This is a genomic window from Cytobacillus sp. SAFR-174, from assembly GCF_051964675.1.
GTDB lineage: Bacteria > Bacillota > Bacilli > Bacillales > Cytobacillaceae > Cytobacillus.
In genome coordinates this window covers 218,799-238,732 of record NZ_JBQCMZ010000002.1, presented here as the reverse complement: position 1 = coordinate 238,732, position 19,934 = coordinate 218,799, and the positions used below count along the sequence as shown (strand labels likewise).

Below are 19,934 nucleotides of genomic sequence, written 5' to 3'. Positions count from 1 at the left end.
AAAGAAATGAAATAAGGAGGACCTCTTATGGTTAAACAAAGAAAGTTTTGGATTTGGTCATTATTATTTTTTGTTTTAGAATCCATTTTAGCAGCGGTTGTGTCATTACTTCTCAACTTTCCTCTTCTTGATACCTTTGCCTACAGCAGCTTTCTCCTATTTGCAATGAGCTTATTTGCTTTTTCGCAGGGCGATGCCTGGACAAATAATGTAATTGCCGATTCAAAATTAAATATGATGACTCATATGAATGAAGAAGAAAGAGCAGATTTCTTCATTAATCTCAATCCATTTCTTGCTGGGACTTTTGTCTTTTTTATCGTTGGGTTAATCATTACCGGCTATTTGTTTATCAATTAATCTTTATAAAGTGTCTTGAATATGAGTTTCTCCCAGCTTTTCCAGCTCAGAAGGTGTTTCAAACGAATTCTTGTGCGGACACCCTTTCCTACCGGGTATCTGAGTGCGGGTTCTTTTTCCCTGATAATGTCCACTGCTTTTTTCGCAACAATAATTGGATCTTCATAAAAGGGCTCTCCTTGTTCAAGGTACCTCTGTATTTTTTTCATATAAGAGTAATAAGGTGAGTCGTTTTTCAAAGAGGGTTCCGCGATCTTTTTGCCTGTTGTCCAAATTCCTGTCCTGAAGGATCCTGGCTCAATCAGCACCACATTTACTCCAAACGGTTTGACTTCAAGCCTAAGTGATTCACTCCAGCCTTCTACCGCAAATTTTGAGGCGGCATATGGCGATAAGCCTGGAAAACCTACTCTTCCGCTGATGGAGCTGATGTTTAGGATAGTACCTGATCCCTGTTCCCGCATAAATGGCAGAACTGCCTGTGTCACGGCGATCGTTCCAAAGACATTTGTTTCAAACTGTTCTCTATACTCATCCAACGGGATTTCTTCTGCAAATCCTGCGCCCGCATAGCCTGCATTATTGATTAAAACATCAACCGAAGGCAATTGGAGCAGCAGGCTTTTTAGATTTTCAATAGAAGCTGATGAAGTGACATCCAATTCGTGAATGGAAATCTGAGCAAGTACTCCCTCTTTATCAGCTTTCTCCATTAAAGCTTTGCCTTTATCCAAGTTTCTCATTGTTGCAAGAACTTGAAAATCATTCTTTGCCAGCTCAATGGCCATTAATATTCCAAACCCGCTGGAACAGCCGGTAATAACTGCATATTTCCTTTTCAAATACCTTCATCCTTTCTCCGGTCTTAATTTTTTTATTTCGAACGTAAATAGATATATAATTAAATGTAAAAGTATTATAAAATAATAAATATATTGAAAATAAGAGGATGAACAAGTTGGCTCACATATTTATCAGCATTTTCCTGCTTTTATCCGGTTTGATTCCGGCAGTGCAGCAAAGCCAGGAGCAGATAGATTTCAATGACCTGGGAAGAGATGCCATTGTGATCGATTCACCAGCTCTGAAAAACCCTGCTTTTTGCAGCACACTGGTAACTGCAGTAAATACTACCGCCAAAACAACCAACTTTAAAGCACGGCGCATGTATTTTCAGAGTCTTACATCTGCTGCATTCCATAGAAGCAATGAATACATGACACCCTACATGTTTCAGAGTAACTATCTCCGCATTTAATGGAACCTTGAAGAAACTTACTAAAGTGTGGAGGAATAGAATTGGAAACGATTAAATCACTATTCAATAATAACGGCTTTAAACGATTCATCATTTTTGGAATTATAGTTCTGGCTCTTTACCTGTCGAGAAGCATGATTAATTTAATCCTGATAACTTTTATTTTTTCCTTCTTGATGGATAGGCTCGTGAAACTGGTCCTTTCTAGATTTAAACTGAATAGAAAACTGACTGTCGTAACCCTTTATATAGGAATTATCGGCCTGCTTTCTATCGGGATTATTAAATATCTTCCTTTAATAGTAACTGAGATTTCTCAGCTGTTTAAGCAGGTTGAAAGCTTTTATACTCAGAAGCATGACAATCTTGTTATCACTTACATTGTACAAATGCTTGAAAGAAATGAAATTACGAAGTATCTCGAACAGGGCTTTGCGTTCCTGCTTCAATATTTTTCCGATATTAGCCATATTGCGATTCAAGTATTGCTGTCGCTTATCCTTAGTTTGTTCTTCCTGCTTGAAAAGCCTAAACTTATGGAGTTTACTTTAAAGTTCAAATACAGCAAAATGGCTGCCTTTTATAATGAGATTTCCTATTTTGGAAGTAAGTTCGTGCAAACATTTGGAAAGGTTATTGAAGCTCAAGTGGTCATTGCCACAGTGAATTGTATCCTGACAACACTTGCCCTTTGGATCATGGACTTCCCTCACCTGATGGGCTTGTCAATACTTATCTTCCTGCTTGGTCTGATCCCGGTAGCAGGCGTGATTATTTCCCTGGTTCCTTTATGTACAATTGCCTATTCACTAGGCGGCTTCATCCAGGTGTTATATATCCTCCTGTTAATTATGGTGATTCATGCGATTGAAGCCTATATTTTAAACCCGAAGCTTATGTCTTCCAAAACGGATTTGCCAGTATTTTATACGTTCATCGTACTGATTTTCTCAGAGCATTTCTTCGGTGTTTGGGGATTGATTGTCGGTATACCGGTGTTTGTGTTTCTGCTGGATGTACTTGAAGTCAAGAGCAATCCTCCGAAAATACAGTAACTTGAAAAACACACAGTCTGCTGTGTGTTTTTTATTTATTCACTGCGCCTCTTTTATTTTCAGGCTGCTTCAGCCAATGCCTGAGCCCTTTTCCTGCGTGTGTTTCATCATTATATCTGGGTATGACGTGCAGATGGCTGTGCAGAATGGATTGATTTGAAGCTTCACCGACATTCCATCCAAGAGTGTACCCATCCGGAGCATACTTTTTATCCAAATAATCTTTTGCTTTTTGAAGAAGTTCATATGTATCCTTCCACTCTTCAGCCGTTAAGTGAAAGGCATCTGCATGGTGTGCTTTTGGCACAATAACCCCGCAGCCCTCCAAAACGTCCTGTTCTTTATCGTGCTGAAGAAAATAACAAGTACGATTTTCAAAAATGATATTCTGTTGAGGATCCTTGTGCGGACTGCAAAAAGGACAATTTTCCTGATGGATCATTTAAACATTTCCTTTCCTTACAGGGTTATTGATCAAGACATTCTTTAAAGCGATTCTGTGGGAATGCTCATCATATGCAGTGTTATTGATTAGGTTCTTTCGGATAGTCAGTTTTTTCAGGATCTCTTCTTCAGCCTTTCTCCTTGCTTTTAGAACCTTTATGGTGCCTTCTTCCCCGCTTAGATGATTCTGTTTTCCATATCCTTGCTGGGTATAATAATGGATAAAACCCTCAGACCAGCTTTTCGGCCGTTCTTTTATTGCTCTTTTGAAGGAGTAGTCTATGTTATCCTGATTGATATAAATTAGCATCGGATTGAGCCTTTTCACCGATTTTTCCAGCGCTAAAACATAATCCAGCAGCTTTGTTTGGGGAGCCCCATATTTAATCATTCCGATCGTAACGGGATTCTGGATAAAACAGCATTCGAGAATATGAACTTTATTGCTGTTTTCAGCTTGCCTGGCGAATCTTGCCCACTTTTGAGTAATGAGCTTTATATTTTGCTCTAATGGCAGCTCATAGATATCATGTTTAAATGCTTTTTCAAAAAATGTATCAGGCATATCAGATCCAAGCTTTTTATAAGGCAGCAAAAAGCCATTATCTTCTGAAATGCTTTTCTCTGATAGTTGATCTCTGAAGGGGCTAAATTCTTCTATTAAGAGCTGCCACTCTTCATTAGTAAAGTAAGCTGCACTTTCATAATCGGCCGGGTGGTCGAGATCACCTTCGTAATATACTTCTGCTTCGATGCCGTTTTGCCTAAGCACATCATAGGCCAATCTTGCCGTAGTGGATTTGCCGGAACCCGGCAGACCCTCGATTAAAATTAGTTTTGTTTCCATAGATTCACCTTCATAATATTTAGAATTCACATTCTATTGTAAGCCATAAAAAGAAAAACAAACAGTGTTAATTACTGTTTGTCTTTGGAAGGAAGTTTTATTATGGAAACGGCTTAAATGGACTTATCCAGGCAGGCAATCAGGCGCTTCTCTATATCTGATGCCATTTCTTTAAGTTTCTGACTTTCCATCATGCTCATTAACATACTTGGCCTTGGCAATCCTATCTTTGTTTTGCCGCTTTCTTTATATACAACGATTTTACAGGGGAGAAAATAGCCAACTTTTTTTTCTTCTTTCAGTACTCTCTCCGCCTCCTGGGGATTACAAACTTCAAGGACCTTAAATTCTTCTTCCAGATGAAAGCCCTTCTCCTCCAGCTTCTCTTTAATATCAAAAGTCCAAAGTACACCAAACTTTTCATCTTTTAAATGTGTTTCCAATGCTGTAATTGCTTCTTCAATGGATTTCTCTGATTCAACTGTGTAATCAAAATTCATAGCAGTCACCTCTTTTTCATGTCCTTTTTAATATGAACAAACTTCTGTTTTTTTACTATGGAATGCTGGTGAACTGCTATGAGATGTTGATGGCGACCGTTGTTTAGTGAGCCCGGGTTTCTTATCTAAGACACAAGTTTTAGTCCAATCGCTGCACTTAATACCATTGCAATAAAGAATATACGTTTGGCATCTTTCGGTTCTCCGTACAGGATCATGCCAAGGACCGCTCCACCGGCGGCGCCGATTCCGGTCCAGACGGCATAAGCTGTGCCCATCGGCAGTTCTTTCATGGCCAGAGACAGGAACAGGAAGCTGGCGCCAAAGCCGCCAATTAGCAGAAGCAAGGACTGCCAGTTCTTTTTTTGATGCCAGCTGTTAATCATGGTGACACCTGTCATTTCAAAAATTCCCGCTAGAATCAGATACAGCCAGCTCATGAACTTTCAGCTCCTTTTGATTCGTCCTCATTTGTCACCAGCTTTAAGCCAAGTACTCCTAATAATAAAACAAGAACCAGAATGATTTTAGATAATTTCAAAGGCTCTCCGAAAAATATAATTTCAGATAGTACTGTCCCGGCGGTGCCCATGCCAACAAAGACAGCATATACCGTCCCTACCGGCAGCACCCTGCCCGCCATGATCATCAGATAAAAACTGACAGCGATGCTTATGATGGTCCCTGTCCATGATAAGGGATCATCCGCATGCTTTAAGCCAATGACCCAAAAAACTTCAAAAAATGCAGCAATAAATACCTTTAGCCACTGCATGAAATCAGCTCCTTTATTAATTTTCCTGAAAAAGAAAAAAGCCCGGAAGATATCTGATAATCAGTATCTCCCAGGCTTTTATCCCTCCGTGGCATAGCCATAAAGGCTATGAGTTTTCTCTCGGACCAGGCCAGCAGCTGCTGCGGAACCCTAGAAAACCTTTATTATCGCAGTCTAACGGTCAGTAAGACCCCCGCTTCAAGACCCAGAGGAAACAAAGGAGGATAAGTGGGGGTCAAACTGTCCGTAAAGGCCCGAAAAAAAGAACAAAGACTAAGAACGCCACATCCTGTGGCAACGTCTTTGTGACCCACTTTCCGTGGGCCTCAACTAACAATCAGTGGGGGAAAGGAACCCCCCACTGATTGAAGTTTCACTTTATTTGATTTACACGCATTATAACAAATTTACAAAACATTTTCCATTAATATCAACACACATGATCAGCAAGGACATACTCCTGTTCCCAATTTCGGCAGTCTGCCATTTCAGCAGAGCACCCGATATGACTGATAGATGGAGGATACGGACTTTTCCTGATATGCTCTTTTATGCTGTTGAAGGCTTTTTCGTAGTCGAACTCCAGACAGTGATCAAAATAATGATGAACAATTTCGTTTTTGATCCGGAAAGGCGGATACACTCTCTCAATAAGAACAAAAAGCTTCAGCATTTCTGTTTTGTTCATATAACCATTCCTTTAGATAATCTTAATTCAATTATTGCCTGTTTTCCTAAAACAAAACCCCTGCACATCGCAGAGGCTTCATCATAGATCCAGTTCAAGGGCTACCGGGCAATGGTCACTTCCCATAATGTCGCAATGAATTTGTGAATCTATTATTTTTTCCTGAAGCTTTTCTGAAACTATAAAATAATCAATCCGCCAGCCGATATTCCTCTCCCTTACTTTTGCCATATAGGACCACCATGTATAGGCTCCCTCGGCTTCCGGGTATTTATAGCGGAAAGCATCAACAAACCCTGAACCAAGTAATCTGGTCATTCTGTCGCGTTCTTCATCGGTAAACCCGGAATTTCCACGATTGGATTTTGCATTCTTTAAATCTATTTCATTATGGGCCACATTTAAGTCACCGCACATAATAACAGGCTTGATTCCATCCAGCTCATGTAAATATTCCCTAATCCGCTCTTCCCATTCCAGACGATATGGAAGACGGGCGAGGTCACGCTTCGAATTCGGCGTATAGACATTCACGAGGTAAAAGTCTTCATACTCAAGCGTAAGAATCCTGCCCTCGGGTTCTGTTTCATCATCGCCCACCCCATAGCGGACAGAAATCGGCTCTTTTTTCGTAAAAACAGCTGTCCCGGAATACCCTTTTTTCAGAGCATAATTCCAATATTGGTGATAGCCATCCAAGATGAGCTCAATCTGCCCCTCCTGTAATTTAGACTCCTGGATACAAAAGATGTCTGCATCCACCTCTTTGAAGTAATCGATGAAGCCTTTTTTCACACAGGCCCTAATGCCATTCACATTCCATGATATGAGTTTCATTGCAATTGTATCTCCTTACGAAAAAATCTGTATGAGTACAACATTACCATGGCTTTTCAATAATTGCATAGTAATAAACACTGATGCTTGAAAGGCAATCGAATACTGATTTTTTTATAAATGCCCAAAATTAATGGATATTTCTCATTACTGCTCCTTTTAGCTCCCTGGCTGATTTTTCCGGGGAATCCGCCTGGCTGATTGCCGTAATGACAGAGACACCGTCTGCTCCTGCGTCCATAATGGGAGGTGTGTTTTCAGAATGAATTCCCCCTATTCCTACAACAGGAATCTGGATATCAGCAGCTCTCAATTCCTTTAAAAAAGTAAGACCCTGAACGGCTTTGGCATCTTTTTTTGTGCTTGTCGGATAAATAGGGCCAATGCCCAGGTAATCTGCCCCCTGCCGGATTGCTGCTTCTGCTTCAAGCATATTATGCACGGAGACGCCAAGGATTTTGCTGCCGATTTTCCTGCGGACCACATCTGCCGGTTCATCCTCCTGGCCTATATGGACGCCATCTGCGTTGATACTAAGTGCCAATTCAATGTCATCATTTACAATAAAAGGAATATTGCTCTCTTTGCAGATTGCCTGAAGCCTTTTTGCAAGAGATTCCTTCTCTTTGCCGTGCAGGCATCCTGCACCTTTTTCACGGAATTGAAACAGGGATATGCCCCCTTTAATCGCTGACCGGAGAATATTTTCAGGCTTATAGCGGCAATTTACGGTCCCCATTATGAAATACACTTTAAGCCAGTTTCGTATTTGCTTAGGGTTAACTTCCATATATGAAGCTCTCCTTTTTCTTCAAATTATAAGCCCAATGATTGGTTGGTCCATGACTGCTGCCAATTCTTAAGTCATTTTCTATTGCTGCCTGAATAAATTGCTTTGCGCGATCAACAGCCTGTGGCACAGAAAGATCGTCAGCGAGGCCGGCTGTGATTGCAGCAGAAAAAGTGCAGCCTGTCCCATGTGTGTTGGCTGTTTGGATTCTATTACTCTTGAATTCGGTAAAACCTTCACCGTCAAATAATAGATCGGCAGCCATTTTTCCCTCCTCATGACCGCCCTTAATGATGACATGTTTCGCACCAAGCCTATACAGTTCTTTTGCTGCCTTCCGTTTATCATCCATTGAGCGAATGGCAGTGTCCGTTAAAACCTCCGCCTCGGGTATATTGGGTGTGATGACCATTGAGAGGGGAATCAGAAGCTTTTTCATCGCTAAAATGGCTTCAGTCTGCAGAAGGCTAGCTCCGCCCTTTGCAATCATCACCGGATCAATGACGATTTTGTTCCAGCCGTATTTCGCAATCTCCTTTGAAACCCTTTCGATAATCTCTGCACTGAAGAGCATTCCTGTCTTGACTGCATCCGGCCATAAATCCTCTCCAATGGATTGCAATTGGGACGCAACAGCATCTGGGGTCATTGGATAAACTCCCTGCACTCCCCTGGTGTTTTGGGCAGTTACGGCAGTTAACGCTGACATGCCGAAAACGCCGAGTTCCTGAAAGGTTTTTAAATCTGCCTGAATACCCGCACCGCCGCCGCTGTCTGATCCTGCTATGGTTAAGGCTTTATTCACCTTCATAGTTATTCCCCTCCTATCTGACTAAAAGAGCCGCGCAACTCAACATCTGCGGCTGAAATAGTATATAAGCTATTCAAGAACTCTATTTGGAAAGTGCCCGGGCCCCTGCCATCCGTTTTTTCTGCAGCGATTTCGGCGGCAGAGCCATACACGACCAATGAAGCAGCTGCCGCTTTTACTGGATCCTTTTCAACAGCAGCGAAAGCTCCAATGACAGAAGTCAAAAGACATCCGGCACCTGTTACTTTCGTTAACAGGGGATGGCCATTGTTGACCGTAAAAGTGGAATGTCCATCTGAAACGATGTCCTGTTTCCCTGTAATGACGGTGACTGCACCAAGTTTATTTGCTGCCGACTTTGCAAGATCTGAAGTGTTTCCTTCTGCTTCTCCGGCATCGACGCCCTTAATATTCCATTGCTGTCCTGCAGCATTGGCAATTTCTGCAGCATTGCCTCTTATGATGCTAATATCTAATTCTTCCATTATTCTATTGGCTGTTTCTGTTCGATAAGCTGTCGCGCCGGCACCAACCGGGTCAAAGATTACCGGCACACCATGCTGATTGGCAGACCTTCCTGCGATAAGCATACTTTTCACTTCTTTTTCAGTCAGTGTTCCCATGTTGAGAACCAGTGCCCCGGCGATTTTAGCCATATCACCCGCCTCTTCATGCGCATATGCCATTACAGGTGATGCCCCTATTGCCAGCAGGCCATTGGCAGTAAAATTGGTTACCACCACATTGGTGATATTATGTACCAGAGGGTTTGACTCTCTTACTTTATCTAATAGACTGCTAATCTCCTGAATATTCATTTAGAATCCTCCTTTAATTCATAACTAGTCCGCCATCCACAACCAAATTCTGTCCTGTAACTGCCCTTGCCCAGGGAGAGGCGAAGAAGACTATCGCATCTGCCACTTCTGCAGGATCTGTGACTTTTCTTAATGGAGTAGAGTTTTCGATAATTTCAAAGACTTCCTTAGAGGTCGAAGCACTGGCGTCTGTCGTTTTTAACAAACCGCCTGATACCATATTTGCAGTAATTCCATATTGGCCCAGCTCATTCGCCATATTTCTGGTGAAGCCTAATAAAGCAGCTTTGCTGGTCGTATAGTCATGATAGGGTACAACTGGATGCTGGAATAGGTTGGTGCCGACCGATATTATCCTGCCAAACTCCTGTTTTTTCATATCGTCAAGACCTGCCTGAACTGTGTTCAATGCTCCTAGAATTGCACCTTCCAGCTGATTTTTGTAATCGTCCCATTTAATTGTTTCTGCATCTTTTTTTGAAATAGGGTCAAATTGAAAATTCACAAGTGCATTATTGACTATGGTTGTAATGGGGGCTCCAAAGTGTTCCTTCGTTTTTTCATACATGGATTTCACTTGAACTCTGTCCCGAACATCAGCACGAATGGCAATGGCTGATTCGCCAATTTCCTTCTGCAGAGCATAGGCTTTTTCCTCGCTATGGAAATAGTTAATGACAATTCTCGCCCCTTCTCTCGCGAATGATTTTGCTGTTTCTTTGCCCAACCCTCTGCTGCTGCCTGTAATAATGACAATCTGATCGTTAAGATTCATAGAAAATCCTCCTTATTGATAGCCAATTCATTTGTTTTGAGAACAAAATAAAAACCAGATCCGAAATTGGACCTGGCTGAATAATCTAAGAGAAAGAACGTCGTTCCCCGCAATTACTACTTTCCTACGCTGGTATGATCCAGATCAGGTCCGAAGGGTAAAAAACAGTCCGGTTTCTTTCTCAGCCCGCGAGCATCGGGCACCCCTAGCAGTAAAACTATTAAGTTGGCTGTTTTTATCTTAGCCTGAAACGTGAAATCTGTAAAGTCTTGCAATTCTGCCTGTTCCTCTTTAATGTGTAAGTAGAAATACATAACTTGGAGGATTCAAATATGGCTGAACACCATTTTCATTTAAAAGCACATTGGCCTGGCCTTCGCAATGATGTGGGTGAAATTGAAACAGGCGGGCTTATAACTAAGGTATCTATCCCTCCGGAAATGAACGGTCCTGGAATCGGAACCAATCCGGATGAAATGCTTCTGGGGGCGGCGGCAACTTGTTATATTATTACCCTGGCAGCCATGATGGAACGCAGCCGGATTGAGAAAGATGACCTAACGATGGAATCCGTCGGTGTTGTGGATGTGACCAATGGTGTGATCACCTACAGGAAAATCATTCATCGGCCGGTTATCGTACTGAAGGCAGATGCCGATGAAAAGCACCTTGCACTTGCCCGAAAGCTTGCACAAAAAGCTGAAGCATCCTGCATGATTTCAAGGGCAATTAAAGGGAATGTAGAAGTCAAATTAGAGGAAACCATTCTTAGGTCAATGAAGTAAACCAAAAAACCGGCATGATAGCCGGTTTTTGTTCCCTATAGGGCCCATTTTCGGATTGCCTGTGCAACACCGGATTCATCATTGGTTCCCGTCACAGCATCGGCTGTTTCTTTCACGATTTCCTGGGCATTTCCCATTGCTACTCCCCAGCCTGATTCCTCAATCATGGCAATATCGTTCAAGCTGTCTCCCATGGCCATTACATTTTCCATTGAAATGCCAAGAATCTCTGTTACCTTCTGGATCGCTTTCGCTTTATTGATGCCCAGAGCATTGACTTCAATATTGGTTAAGCTTGAGTTAGTAATTTCCAAATCGCCTTTTGACTGCAGCTCGTTATGAATCAGTTCCCTGACTGCATCATCTGATATATCAAATCCAAATTTGAGCCACTCATGGTCATGGATATTCTCCGGCATTTCGTTGTTCCATACCCGTTCGCAGCTGGTGGCCCAGAAATTGGTTTTATGTGACTGTGATAAGTTCCACATCCATTCCATAACTTTGGAATCAACGGGAGCTCTAGAAATTGATTCTCCATCAGGGCCGAATATTTCACTGCCATTAACCGTGATTAAATAGGAGTTTAATTCCAGGGAATCGGCATGATCGCCTGCTGTGAGCCTTGATCTTCCGGTGCTCAAAATGACTTCGATTCCTTTCTCCTTCGCCTCTTTTATGGCTGCACGGTTCTCTTCAGGAATTTCCCCTCTGGAATTTAATAAAGTTCCATCCATATCGAGAGCGATTAATTTTATCTGCGGTGAAATTTTTGATTCTGTCATGATCCTCTCCCTTTCTTCTATTAACACAATAAAGCCATTATATAGTTAACCCGGCTATCCTTCAAAGACGGTGATTTTCAGGTGAATATTTTTTAAAAATATGGCAATACCTGTATGTATAAATATTAAAGGTGATGTCCTATGTATCTGATACTTGTTATTGCTGTATGGATTTTGTTTGCTTACCGCTTTATTGATTGGTCACAATGGAAAAAACAATACCCGACTGTGCTGTACTTTATTGCGATTAACCTTACCTATAATATGCTCTATTTTAATCATACTCTCTGGGCTTTTAGAGGCATTACGGCCGAATGGCTTAACCATTCCATTATTAACTTAGCTTTCACTTACTTTATAACTCCCATGGCTCTGATCATATATCTGCAGCGTTATCCTGAGAATAAAAATCATGGATACATTTACTCTGCTGTATGGATTGGCTTTTTTACCATCATTCAATCTCTGTTTGCCCATAAAGGGATGTTTGTGTACGATAATGGCTGGAACGGCTGGCATAATATTTGGCTGAATATTGCTTTGTTCGCAGTATTAAGAGTCCACTATAGAAAACCGGCAATGGCCATGCTCATTTCTTTGCCTGCTGCGGTGATTTTCTACTTATTATTTCCGTTTCCATTGGACAGCCTAAAATAAAGTGAAACTTCAATCAGTGGGGGTCTTACTGCCCGTTAGACTGCGATAAATGCAAGCTTGAAGTGAGGTGTAATGGAATGATCATTCAAGACGATTTGTCTGTGTTCTTATTTTTGCTCCTTCTGTTCTTAACCTATGCATTGATGTGGTTTTATTTAATCAGGAAAAAAGTGAATAAATAATTCAGGCGCAGACCAAATGGTTTGCGCTTTTTATGTATAATCTTAATAAATGCCAAAAAAATGAAGCGATTTGCTTGTATCTGTCGTCTAACTGTCAGTCAAATAAAAGGCAGCCAAAATCGGAGGCCTGGCATTTAAGGAAGGAGGCAGACATGTGAGCATTGATGAGTATGTAAAACGGTCAATTGAGGATAAAGTGGACCGTGCTCTCGTTCTTGAAACGATCATGGATGAGTATGGAACCGTTCTGAAAAGATTAATATACAGCTATGTGAAAGACTGGAATACTGCCAGCGATTTAACACAGGACACCTTTATTACTGTGTATGAAAAACTGGAAAATTTTCAGCAAAGATCTTCTTTTAAAACATGGATTTTCACAATCGCTATTAATAAAAGCAAGGATTACCTTAAAAGCTGGCATTATCGCAATTTGATTATGAATGAAAAGATTTTTCTTCTGAAAAAGGATAGAGGAAAAGATCCTGAAGCAGCGTTTCTGGAACAGGATGAACATCATGAATTGCTGAAAACGATAGAATCACTGACAGTAAAATACCGAGAAGTTTTTCTGCTCCATTATTATCAGGATTTTAGTCTTGCTGAAATAAGTGAAGCTCTTAATATTCCTATTTCAACCGTTAAAACACGCTTGTACAGAGGACAGGAAAAAGTCAGGAAAATTCTAACCGATTCAGAAAGAGGTGAACAGCATGGGTGATCTGAATCATGAAGTTAAGAAAGCAATGAATGCTGTATGGACGAAGGAATCTGTTTTCACAAAACAGGAAAAACAGATAGTCAGAAACCGGATAGGCTCTTCTGCTGTTAAGAGACGAAAAAAAGAATATGTTCCAAAGCTTCTGTCTGCAGCTGCAGCTGTCGGATTTGTCCTCTTGATTGGCGGGATTGCCGGAATTCAGACAGATTTCTTTACAAAGCAAAATGGACAGAAAACCGCCGTGGCAGATAGATATTTTTATCCTGGTCTTGCAGAGGGTGCTATGCTGAACAACTGGAAATTGAAAAGTTTTGAGAAGGATTCACATGGCAGCTTATCCGCAGTTTTTACAGGCAAAGCAGAAATCACAGGCACTCTGGATTTTAAGAATGACCTTGTATACTTTCTGCCTGATCATAATTCCTTAAAGCTGCTGCCGCTCATAGATGGCAAAAACGTAAAAATAGCTTTTAATGAGGCCGACCAGGAGAAGCTGAAAAAGGTGTTTGGCGTCAAAATGCCAATTAAAGAGGAAAATGTTTCTTTAATTATCGGCGGATATCGTGCTGCAGAAGGCACTGTCCATCAGGCTGACGCTGTTGAGGTGATTATGCCACAGGAACTGCAAATGGAGCCTCTGCCATTCCAGCTGATGCTGAACAATGATAAGAAGCTGGTCCTTCCAGAGCCATTAAACCATGTGTATAAAGAATTTTCTTTAAGAGGGACAGATGAGATATTAAGTGGTCTAAGACCGTCAGAAGTATTTCAGCTGTACTTATTCGCTGAGGAAATTGAAGATTATTATACTCAATATGCCTTGTTTAACCATGACCCGGGTATCGAAAAACCGTTTCCAACTCTGAATGATTACCTCAATGCGATAAGGGAGTCAGCATCTATACCGGAAGAAAAGACATTATTGCATAGGGTGAAGAATACTAGTCTGGAAGAAGTCATGATCGATGACTCTTCAGCGTATATTTCCATATCTGAAGAGGATGGGCTGGGCTTCGGCCTGAGCAAAAACAGCGAAGGAATATGGAAGGTAAACTGGATGCCAATCCAGTAAATGGGCTGAGCTTGTACCTTTAATGGTGCAGGCTCTTTACTTTTACCTGAATTGGCCCCCAAAGAACACAATGATCGCGAGGACGGATGAAAGAAAAAGCGTGAGGATAATGGAAAATAAGACATGAAAGCCCGCCTGCCAATTTTGGACTTTCTTTAAGACTATAACACTCACGAGGAAGACAAGGACTGTCAGGAGGAGAAGAAGTGAAAATGGACGATGTCCGATATTATGCAGGTAAAGATCATACAGAGGCGAAAAACCAAGAAGTAGAAATAAACCGAGGCATATAAAAGATAAGATGAAAACCAGATGGCTTAATTTTTCCGGCATGGTTAGTCCCCCTTCTAAGAATACTGACCTCTTTATAAATGTATGAAAACATTCCATTACATAAAACTTGTAATTCCTTCATAGTTCAAATATGGTATAAATATCTTTAGGTAATCTAATTAAAAGAAGGTTTTTTCGTGACTAAAAATGTTTTCTTCACCTTTTCTGCTGCTGTAATAGGTGCAGGGTTATTTTCTTTATTGCACATTCCTGTCGCCTTTTTGCTTGGTGCATTGACTGGTGTAATGATTGGAAGCCGGCTCAGCAGGATTCCATTTTACTGGCCAGCCGCATTTCGCGATGCCGGGATGATCATCGTCGGATACAGCATCGGCCTTTCCTTTACACAGGACGCGGTGCTGCTTATTCTCCAGAAGCTCCCTTTTATTTTTCTCATTACGGTTTGCCTGATCCTCTTTAGTGCCCTTTCTGCCCTTCTCATTGCTAAATTAATGGGCATCGATTATGCAACAGTGCTGATCGGGAGTATTCCCGGAGGTCTTTCGCAAATGATTCTTCTGGCAGAGGAAGTCAAAGGAATTGATATCACAGTAGTTACCTTTATGCAGGTTGCAAGGCTGACTATGATTATCTTCATTGTCCCTGTTCTGGTTTTCGGACCATGGATGGACAACGCAAGCAGTACGGATTTTACAGCTTCAGTTCCATTATGGAGGGATTTATTCCCTGATATCTTACTCTTTTCTCTTGTTTCCTTTGCCGGCATTATTCTAAGCAAACGCCTGAAGCTCCCTACTGCATACCTTCTCGGTCCGATTATAGGAACAGCTGTTCTTGTCATTTCCGGCATAAATGGCCCTCAGCTCCCCCCGTCTGTTTTGGATTTTTCACAGCTATTAATAGGAGCTCATATCGGCATGATGATGAAGCCTGAAAAACTGGGCAATAAGATTAAAACGATTTCACTTGCTGCCTTGAGCGGCCTGCTTCTCATGGTATGCTCGGCCCTGCTTGGCTTTTGGGTAATACACGCTTTTGACCTTTCCCCTGCCACCGGACTACTGAGCCTTGCACCGGGAGGGATGGATCAGATGGCCATCATCGCACATGAAACCGGGGCCGACCTGGCCATCGTAACAGGATATCAGCTTTTTCGCTTATTCTTTATCTTCTTTGTAGTGCCTCCGTTTTTAAAATGGATCTTTTTGAAGTATAAGAGAATGGGATCATTAAGCAAATAAAGTGAAACTTCAGTGGGGTTTTCCTTATCCCTCACGGATTGTTAGTTGAACCAATCGGGCCTTTACGGGCAGTTTGACACCCGCTTATCCTCCTTGGATTCCTCTGAGTCTTGAAGTGGGGGTCTTACTGCCCGTTAGACTGCGATAAAGAAGGGACTGCAAACTGCAGCCCCTTCTTTTGCCAGTATACTAGTTAATGACAATAGCCTGTGACCCCATTAGCTCCCAGGCTTCTATAAATTGCTGTTTAGGCACCTTTTTATTTTTCGTGCCATACGGATCGTTAATATAGATATTTTCCTCATCATACCCGGTTATGGCTACACTATGCATCTGGAAGGTCACATCCACCGGTCCGCCCGGTGTATTCCAGGTTTCAAAAGATGCAGCGGGTGACAGGCTTGCGGTTGTAATGATCCAGACCGGCGACCCTTTCGCTACTTTTTCAAGCAGCACATCGAACGGTTTGCCAGTCAGATTCTCAGCACGATCAGGAAAGTACTTTTTCGCCAGATTGAAAATCGGCCCCTCATAAACGCCCAATCCCGGACCATCCTCCATATTGCCTACAAAGCCCTCATTGGGATTCCCGTACTCACCTCCGCTAAACTTGAGCGGTACCCGGCTAACTTCCTTTGCCAACTCATTTTTTGATACTTTAATGCCTTCATAGCTTATAATCATTGCTAAACTGGTAATCTCACAACCATTATATAAACGCGGGTGATCCATTTGGTTGTACAATGGCACATCCAGAAGCACCGATTGCTTTTGAATTTCCTGCTTCACAGGCGGTTCATGCATAGCCTCCGCATGAGGAACAGCTGTATAGGATATTTCCTTTTCCTTTGAGTGTTCATTGCTCCCCATCTTTATGCCTCCCACAGTCAGAGACAATCCAACCCCGGCTGCTATAGACATTGCGATAATTCTATTACCCAATTGATCATGCTCCCTTTTCATTTCGCTGTTTTCATAATATCCTAGTTTGCTAAACTCCCCTACCATTGTGCCATACCCGCCCGGATATGACAAATCGCCTTATGATTGGCAAATTTTTTAGGATCTTTGTCAAAATGGCTGTTTTTTGCTTTTTTCTGATGAATAAGGTCTTGTTTTGATAGCTTTTGTCATGCGGCAGGAAAAAGAGGGATAGCATGCTGAATAGGTTAGTAGAAATTGATTCGGAACCCGCTTCCGAATGATTCAGAATCTATTTTGGAAAGGGCTGAGTTAAATGGATACGCAATATATGAAGGCTTATACAATTAAAGAGGTTTCGAAAATGCTGAATGTGCCTCCGGGGACCTTAAGACAATGGGAAAAGGATTTGAACGGATTATTGCTGATTCCCAGGTCCAAACAGGGAGCCCGTTTTTATACAGACCATGAAATTGCATTGCTTGAAAAAGTGAAGCAAATGCGCGATAAAAACCTGAGCAAGGAAATGATCCGGGAATTAATGCAAAAACATATGGACTATGCTTCTGAAACGTCTTCACCAGCAAATGAAACGGCTTTGGCGGCAATAGAACCGGAAACAGCATTACATAAAGAGCAGGAATCAGTCATGAATGCTGAACAGCTCATGGCTATCATGGAAAATTTCAGGGACAGTTTACTTTCAGATGTCAGAAATGAAATTCGCAGCGGCGTTCGAAAAGATGTATTAGAAGAAGTGAAAAAAGAGATTAGCAAAGGATCTTTGCATACCGTGAAAAGCCTATCGGATTCAATCTACAAATCAGGCGAAAAAACGAAAGCGGAAATTGAATCTCTGTCAGCGAGGATTGAGCAGACTTCGGAGCATACTTCCGAAGCGTTCGGAACTCTTTCGAAAAGGGTTGCGAAGAGTTCGAAACGTACTTCCGATCAAATTCATCATTTGACAAACAAACTGACGGAATCCTCTGAAGCATCCTCCGAAGAATTCAAAACCATGATCCATTACATCTCCTCTTCTGCCGAGGTGACCAGCACCGAAATCAGCTCGCTGATCGAAACGTTAAATACGGACAGGGAAATTTATATCGAAACCATTAATAAAGAGCGGGAGCAATATTGGCATGAAGTAAAGCAGCGGGAAGATGTTTTTCAGGATATGATTGTTTCCTTCCGAAGTGCGGCTGCCGCACAGGAACCTGAAAAAAAATGGTGGAAGTTTTGGAAATAGAATTGGTGTATATTTGTAAAGAACCAGGAGAGCAGCATTCCCTGGTTCTAGTTTTGCCTTCTGGCCAGGTCTTTCCGGTTGGGGGAACCTGGCGGCTGTTCCAGCCACTTGTGTTTGATCATAATGTCTGCTCCGTCCTTGGCAAACTGGGCAATCTCAAGAGAAAGACGTTCATAATTCAGGATTAAATCACTTCTTTGGCTTGCGGAAGCTGCTGCGGCATAGTTTCCCGATCCCAATGTACTCAGAAACGCCATAAGCTGCATCATCAGCCGTTCTGAGAATGGTGATTCGTCGTTTCCCTTTACAGCATAATCAGGGGAATTAGGGGCTTGTATATCATTGTCCAGCAATGCTGCACTAAGAACTTTCACATGTTTTTTTGAAATATCCTTACCCCGTTCCATATAGCTGATTATCTCTTTTGATTTGGCAGCCTGTGAAAAACTGAGAGCAAGCATGGTTCCAACCATGTTGGTTTCTACATTAAAGGATAAATGGGCAATCTCAATCGCATTTAATGGCCGCGGTTTCTTTAAAGGATTTAAGCCGCTTAAATAGCTTTTATCATCAATCATGTCTGTTTCCGCCGGAAGATCTATGTACGGCCTTCTCAGATAAATTCCCTTCTCTAAGGCTATATCCGTTGCTTTTTCAAACAATTCGACGGTTTGATCAATGCATTTAATAAAGTATGCTCTAATATCTTTCCTGGAACACATGCCCAAAGAACTGCCATATGCAACAAGGCCGGATTTGGCCATCTGCATAATAAATTCCAGCATAAATGTATCTGTATATAACTTTTGAGCATGGAGATTAACATCATTAGATGAAAAGCCTCTTGGTATTGGAAACTTTTCATTTTGGAAGAAATCAGTCAAAAACCTGATATGCCCGTCCGATAATTGCCGGGCGAATTCAATGACAGGTTTTATTTCATGATCTTCCACAGTCTTTACAAAATAATCCAGAAGGGGCAATGACATGCTGTCATTTAGGTAACCCGTCCATAAAACTGCCATTTCACCTGATGTCAAATGAATCTTGTTTTCTTCCATCCCAAATCCCCCTAATTATCGTTATTCTATATCTTTTCCTGATTTCGGGGGATTATGACAAAAGACTCCCTGATTGGGAGCCTTCACTCTGATATAGAACCGGGTTTAATATTTTTCCCGTAAAAAATTTCGTCCATCTCTGTTGTGAGCCGCTCAGTAATCTCTTCGGCCTCTTTTGGATCAAGCTTGTCCTTTGTGTAACCAAATAAATAATTATCCAAATCGAAGTCCCTTATTTTACATTTGGTATGAAAGGTATGTGCCTGATAAATATTTACGTCGATCATATCAAAATCTTCTTTTGCTTCGTCAGGAATATAATTTTGGATCGAACTGATATCATGGTCGATATAAAGTTTTTTCCCGTCCTTGTCCCGTGTAAATCCCCTGACTCTGTAATCGATGGTCATGATATCAGTGTCAAAGGAATGGATCAGGTAATTAAGGGCTTTTAGCGGGGAAATTTCTCCGCAGGTGGATACATCAATATCAGCCCTGAATGTGCTGATTCCTTCGTCAGGATGATATTCAGGATAGGTATGAACCGTAATATGGCTTTTATCCAGCTGCATGACTACGTTATCCGGCAGCGGTCCGGGAGATTCATCATAAGATTCAGCCGGTACCTCCACTACTGGCCCTTCAGATACAAGGACCGTCACACTTGCACCCTGTGGCACATAATCCTGCTGTGCCACATTCAGGACATGGGCACCAATAATATCGGAAACATTCGTAAGTATTTTTGTGAGCCGTTCCGCGCTATATTCCTCATCAATATAATCTATATAGGCTTCACGCTCTTCTCTTGTCCTCGTATAACAGATATCATACATATTAAAGCTGAGTGATTTCGTCAGATTATTAAATCCATGCAGCTCAATTCTTTGTTCCGGTGTTAGTTTCAACATGCTTCCCCCTTTGCAGCTCATCTGTTCATTTTCATTTTTATAATTATGTTACCCAAACTTTTCACTTAAAAACGGAAAATATCGAATCACGGTT

At 41.6% G+C, this 19,934-nt stretch carries 26 protein-coding genes and 2 riboswitches; of the genes, 9 read left to right on the top strand and 17 right to left on the bottom strand.

What is annotated here, in order from left to right:
* Positions 1–27 precede the first annotated feature (27 nt).
* Positions 28–360 (top strand): hypothetical protein, encoded by a 333-nt coding sequence (locus ACTHRG_RS03465; RefSeq protein WP_286149062.1) that lies wholly within the window; start codon positions 28–30, stop codon positions 358–360.
* Here the strand turns inward: ACTHRG_RS03465 and ACTHRG_RS03460 are convergent.
* Positions 357–1,202 (bottom strand): SDR family oxidoreductase, encoded by an 846-nt coding sequence (locus ACTHRG_RS03460; RefSeq protein WP_076262240.1) that lies wholly within the window; start codon positions 1,200–1,202, stop codon positions 357–359. The genes ACTHRG_RS03465 and ACTHRG_RS03460 overlap by 4 nt on opposite strands.
* A gap of 107 nt (positions 1,203–1,309) precedes the next feature.
* On the opposite strand from ACTHRG_RS03460, the gene ACTHRG_RS03455 reads away from it, so the two are divergent.
* Positions 1,310–1,618 (top strand): hypothetical protein, encoded by a 309-nt coding sequence (locus ACTHRG_RS03455; protein WP_440230582.1) that lies wholly within the window; start codon positions 1,310–1,312, stop codon positions 1,616–1,618.
* A 41-nt stretch (positions 1,619–1,659) separates the two neighbouring features.
* Positions 1,660–2,673: an AI-2E family transporter gene (locus tag ACTHRG_RS03450; protein WP_076262236.1), complete on the top strand. Its 1,014-nt coding sequence runs from the start codon at positions 1,660–1,662 to the stop codon at positions 2,671–2,673.
* A gap of 31 nt (positions 2,674–2,704) precedes the next feature.
* On the opposite strand, the gene ACTHRG_RS03445 is transcribed toward ACTHRG_RS03450, so the two are convergent.
* From ACTHRG_RS03445 to ACTHRG_RS03395, 11 genes are all read right to left on the bottom strand, one after another.
* Positions 2,705–3,115, bottom strand: a complete 411-nt coding sequence (locus tag ACTHRG_RS03445) for an HIT family protein (protein WP_076263315.1) — start codon at positions 3,113–3,115, stop codon at positions 2,705–2,707.
* Entirely contained in the window at positions 3,116–3,964 is an 849-nt protein-coding gene (locus ACTHRG_RS03440) for a hypothetical protein (protein WP_076263318.1), read from the bottom strand.
* 113 nt (positions 3,965–4,077) lie between these two features.
* Entirely contained in the window at positions 4,078–4,464 is a 387-nt protein-coding gene (locus tag ACTHRG_RS03435) for a DUF302 domain-containing protein (protein ID WP_076263321.1), read from the bottom strand.
* 125 nt (positions 4,465–4,589) lie between these two features.
* Positions 4,590–4,904 (bottom strand): DMT family transporter, encoded by a 315-nt coding sequence (locus tag ACTHRG_RS03430; RefSeq protein WP_076263323.1) that lies wholly within the window; start codon positions 4,902–4,904, stop codon positions 4,590–4,592.
* Positions 4,901–5,239, bottom strand: coding sequence for a DMT family transporter (locus tag ACTHRG_RS03425; protein WP_076263326.1), 339 nt, complete (start codon positions 5,237–5,239; stop codon positions 4,901–4,903). Before ACTHRG_RS03425 ends, ACTHRG_RS03430 begins: the two co-directional genes overlap by 4 nt.
* A 65-nt stretch (positions 5,240–5,304) precedes the next feature.
* A riboswitch (guanidine-I (ykkC/yxkD leader) is annotated at positions 5,305–5,404 on the bottom strand.
* Between the two features lie 265 nt (positions 5,405–5,669).
* Entirely contained in the window at positions 5,670–5,927 is a 258-nt protein-coding gene (locus ACTHRG_RS03420; RefSeq protein WP_076263328.1) for a hypothetical protein, read from the bottom strand.
* Positions 5,928–6,008: 81 nt separating this feature from the next.
* Positions 6,009–6,764 carry an exodeoxyribonuclease III gene (locus ACTHRG_RS03415; RefSeq protein WP_076263331.1) on the bottom strand — a complete coding sequence of 252 codons (756 nt, stop codon included), beginning with the start codon at positions 6,762–6,764 and terminating at the stop codon, positions 6,009–6,011.
* 130 nt (positions 6,765–6,894) lie between these two features.
* The gene (thiE, locus tag ACTHRG_RS03410; RefSeq protein WP_076263333.1) at positions 6,895–7,554 is read right to left on the bottom strand and encodes a thiamine phosphate synthase; all 660 of its coding nucleotides are present in this window, start codon (positions 7,552–7,554) and stop codon (positions 6,895–6,897) included.
* The gene (gene thiD / locus ACTHRG_RS03405) at positions 7,544–8,365 is read right to left on the bottom strand and encodes a bifunctional hydroxymethylpyrimidine kinase/phosphomethylpyrimidine kinase (protein WP_076263335.1); all 822 of its coding nucleotides are present in this window, start codon (positions 8,363–8,365) and stop codon (positions 7,544–7,546) included. The genes thiE and thiD overlap by 11 nt, the downstream gene beginning before the upstream one ends.
* Positions 8,366–8,367: 2 nt before the next feature.
* Entirely contained in the window at positions 8,368–9,183 is an 816-nt protein-coding gene (thiM, locus tag ACTHRG_RS03400; protein WP_440230581.1) for a hydroxyethylthiazole kinase, read from the bottom strand.
* A gap of 13 nt (positions 9,184–9,196) precedes the next feature.
* Positions 9,197–9,958: a 3-oxoacyl-ACP reductase gene (locus tag ACTHRG_RS03395; protein ID WP_076263339.1), complete on the bottom strand. Its 762-nt coding sequence runs from the start codon at positions 9,956–9,958 to the stop codon at positions 9,197–9,199.
* A 104-nt stretch (positions 9,959–10,062) separates the two neighbouring features.
* A riboswitch (TPP riboswitch) is annotated at positions 10,063–10,175 on the bottom strand.
* A 115-nt stretch (positions 10,176–10,290) separates the two neighbouring features.
* Between ACTHRG_RS03395 and ACTHRG_RS03390 the strand changes: the two genes are divergently transcribed.
* Positions 10,291–10,743: an OsmC family protein gene (locus ACTHRG_RS03390; RefSeq protein WP_076263341.1), complete on the top strand. Its 453-nt coding sequence runs from the start codon at positions 10,291–10,293 to the stop codon at positions 10,741–10,743.
* A 35-nt stretch (positions 10,744–10,778) separates the two neighbouring features.
* On the opposite strand, the gene ACTHRG_RS03385 is transcribed toward ACTHRG_RS03390, so the two are convergent.
* Positions 10,779–11,528 carry a Cof-type HAD-IIB family hydrolase gene (locus tag ACTHRG_RS03385; RefSeq protein ID WP_076263343.1) on the bottom strand — a complete coding sequence of 250 codons (750 nt, stop codon included), beginning with the start codon at positions 11,526–11,528 and terminating at the stop codon, positions 10,779–10,781.
* A 141-nt stretch (positions 11,529–11,669) separates the two neighbouring features.
* Between ACTHRG_RS03385 and ACTHRG_RS03380 the strand changes: the two genes are divergently transcribed.
* The 3 genes from ACTHRG_RS03380 to ACTHRG_RS03370 all read left to right on the top strand — a co-directional run bounded on the left by ACTHRG_RS03380 (position 11,670) and on the right by ACTHRG_RS03370 (position 14,160).
* Positions 11,670–12,185, top strand: coding sequence for a CBO0543 family protein (locus ACTHRG_RS03380; RefSeq protein ID WP_076263345.1), 516 nt, complete (start codon positions 11,670–11,672; stop codon positions 12,183–12,185).
* A 336-nt stretch (positions 12,186–12,521) separates the two neighbouring features.
* A complete protein-coding gene (locus tag ACTHRG_RS03375) occupies positions 12,522–13,088 on the top strand; it encodes a sigma-70 family RNA polymerase sigma factor (protein ID WP_076263347.1) in 567 nt (188 codons plus the stop codon).
* Positions 13,081–14,160, top strand: a complete 1,080-nt coding sequence (locus ACTHRG_RS03370; protein WP_076263349.1) for a hypothetical protein — start codon at positions 13,081–13,083, stop codon at positions 14,158–14,160. Before ACTHRG_RS03375 ends, ACTHRG_RS03370 begins: the two co-directional genes overlap by 8 nt.
* 42 nt (positions 14,161–14,202) lie before the next feature.
* On the opposite strand, the gene ACTHRG_RS03365 is transcribed toward ACTHRG_RS03370, so the two are convergent.
* On the bottom strand, positions 14,203–14,493 hold the full coding sequence (locus ACTHRG_RS03365) for a hypothetical protein (RefSeq protein WP_048012061.1): 291 nt from the start codon (positions 14,491–14,493) through the stop codon (positions 14,203–14,205).
* 137 nt (positions 14,494–14,630) lie between these two features.
* Between ACTHRG_RS03365 and ACTHRG_RS03360 the strand changes: the two genes are divergently transcribed.
* Positions 14,631–15,695: an AbrB family transcriptional regulator gene (locus ACTHRG_RS03360; protein WP_076263351.1), complete on the top strand. Its 1,065-nt coding sequence runs from the start codon at positions 14,631–14,633 to the stop codon at positions 15,693–15,695.
* Positions 15,696–15,884: 189 nt separating this feature from the next.
* Here the strand turns inward: ACTHRG_RS03360 and ACTHRG_RS03355 are convergent, their stop codons facing one another.
* Positions 15,885–16,637 carry a C39 family peptidase gene (locus ACTHRG_RS03355; RefSeq protein WP_076263369.1) on the bottom strand — a complete coding sequence of 251 codons (753 nt, stop codon included), beginning with the start codon at positions 16,635–16,637 and terminating at the stop codon, positions 15,885–15,887.
* A gap of 295 nt (positions 16,638–16,932) precedes the next feature.
* On the opposite strand from ACTHRG_RS03355, the gene ACTHRG_RS03350 reads away from it, so the two are divergent.
* Positions 16,933–17,868, top strand: a complete 936-nt coding sequence (locus tag ACTHRG_RS03350; RefSeq protein WP_076263353.1) for a MerR family transcriptional regulator — start codon at positions 16,933–16,935, stop codon at positions 17,866–17,868.
* A 47-nt stretch (positions 17,869–17,915) separates the two neighbouring features.
* Here the strand turns inward: ACTHRG_RS03350 and ACTHRG_RS03345 are convergent, their stop codons facing one another.
* Entirely contained in the window at positions 17,916–18,929 is a 1,014-nt protein-coding gene (locus tag ACTHRG_RS03345) for a DUF3231 family protein (protein WP_076263355.1), read from the bottom strand.
* 83 nt (positions 18,930–19,012) lie between these two features.
* Positions 19,013–19,837 carry an adenosylmethionine decarboxylase gene (gene speD / locus ACTHRG_RS03340; protein WP_035330912.1) on the bottom strand — a complete coding sequence of 275 codons (825 nt, stop codon included), beginning with the start codon at positions 19,835–19,837 and terminating at the stop codon, positions 19,013–19,015.
* Positions 19,838–19,934 lie beyond the last annotated feature (97 nt).

Coding starts and splice junctions, on each gene's coding strand:
- ACTHRG_RS03465 (WP_286149062.1), top strand. CDS start 28: ATGGTTAAACAAAGAAAGTTTTGGATTTGGTCATTATTATTTTTTGTT.
- ACTHRG_RS03455 (WP_440230582.1), top strand. CDS start 1,310: ATGAACAAGTTGGCTCACATATTTATCAGCATTTTCCTGCTTTTATCC.
- ACTHRG_RS03445 (WP_076263315.1), bottom strand. CDS start 3,115: ATGATCCATCAGGAAAATTGTCCTTTTTGCAGTCCGCACAAGGATCCT.
- ACTHRG_RS03440 (WP_076263318.1), bottom strand. CDS start 3,964: ATGGAAACAAAACTAATTTTAATCGAGGGTCTGCCGGGTTCCGGCAAA.
- ACTHRG_RS03435 (WP_076263321.1), bottom strand. CDS start 4,464: ATGAATTTTGATTACACAGTTGAATCAGAGAAATCCATTGAAGAAGCA.
- ACTHRG_RS03430 (WP_076263323.1), bottom strand. CDS start 4,904: ATGAGCTGGCTGTATCTGATTCTAGCGGGAATTTTTGAAATGACAGGT.
- ACTHRG_RS03425 (WP_076263326.1), bottom strand. CDS start 5,239: ATGCAGTGGCTAAAGGTATTTATTGCTGCATTTTTTGAAGTTTTTTGG.
- ACTHRG_RS03420 (WP_076263328.1), bottom strand. CDS start 5,927: ATGAACAAAACAGAAATGCTGAAGCTTTTTGTTCTTATTGAGAGAGTG.
- ACTHRG_RS03415 (WP_076263331.1), bottom strand. CDS start 6,764: ATGAAACTCATATCATGGAATGTGAATGGCATTAGGGCCTGTGTGAAA.
- thiE (WP_076263333.1), bottom strand. CDS start 7,554: ATGGAAGTTAACCCTAAGCAAATACGAAACTGGCTTAAAGTGTATTTC.
- thiD (WP_076263335.1), bottom strand. CDS start 8,365: ATGAAGGTGAATAAAGCCTTAACCATAGCAGGATCAGACAGCGGCGGC.
- thiM (WP_440230581.1), bottom strand. CDS start 9,183: ATGAATATTCAGGAGATTAGCAGTCTATTAGATAAAGTAAGAGAGTCA.
- ACTHRG_RS03395 (WP_076263339.1), bottom strand. CDS start 9,958: ATGAATCTTAACGATCAGATTGTCATTATTACAGGCAGCAGCAGAGGG.
- ACTHRG_RS03390 (WP_076263341.1), top strand. CDS start 10,291: ATGGCTGAACACCATTTTCATTTAAAAGCACATTGGCCTGGCCTTCGC.
- ACTHRG_RS03385 (WP_076263343.1), bottom strand. CDS start 11,528: ATGACAGAATCAAAAATTTCACCGCAGATAAAATTAATCGCTCTCGAT.
- ACTHRG_RS03380 (WP_076263345.1), top strand. CDS start 11,670: ATGTATCTGATACTTGTTATTGCTGTATGGATTTTGTTTGCTTACCGC.
- ACTHRG_RS03370 (WP_076263349.1), top strand. CDS start 13,081: ATGGGTGATCTGAATCATGAAGTTAAGAAAGCAATGAATGCTGTATGG.
- ACTHRG_RS03365 (WP_048012061.1), bottom strand. CDS start 14,493: ATGCCGGAAAAATTAAGCCATCTGGTTTTCATCTTATCTTTTATATGC.
- ACTHRG_RS03350 (WP_076263353.1), top strand. CDS start 16,933: ATGGATACGCAATATATGAAGGCTTATACAATTAAAGAGGTTTCGAAA.
- ACTHRG_RS03345 (WP_076263355.1), bottom strand. CDS start 18,929: ATGGAAGAAAACAAGATTCATTTGACATCAGGTGAAATGGCAGTTTTA.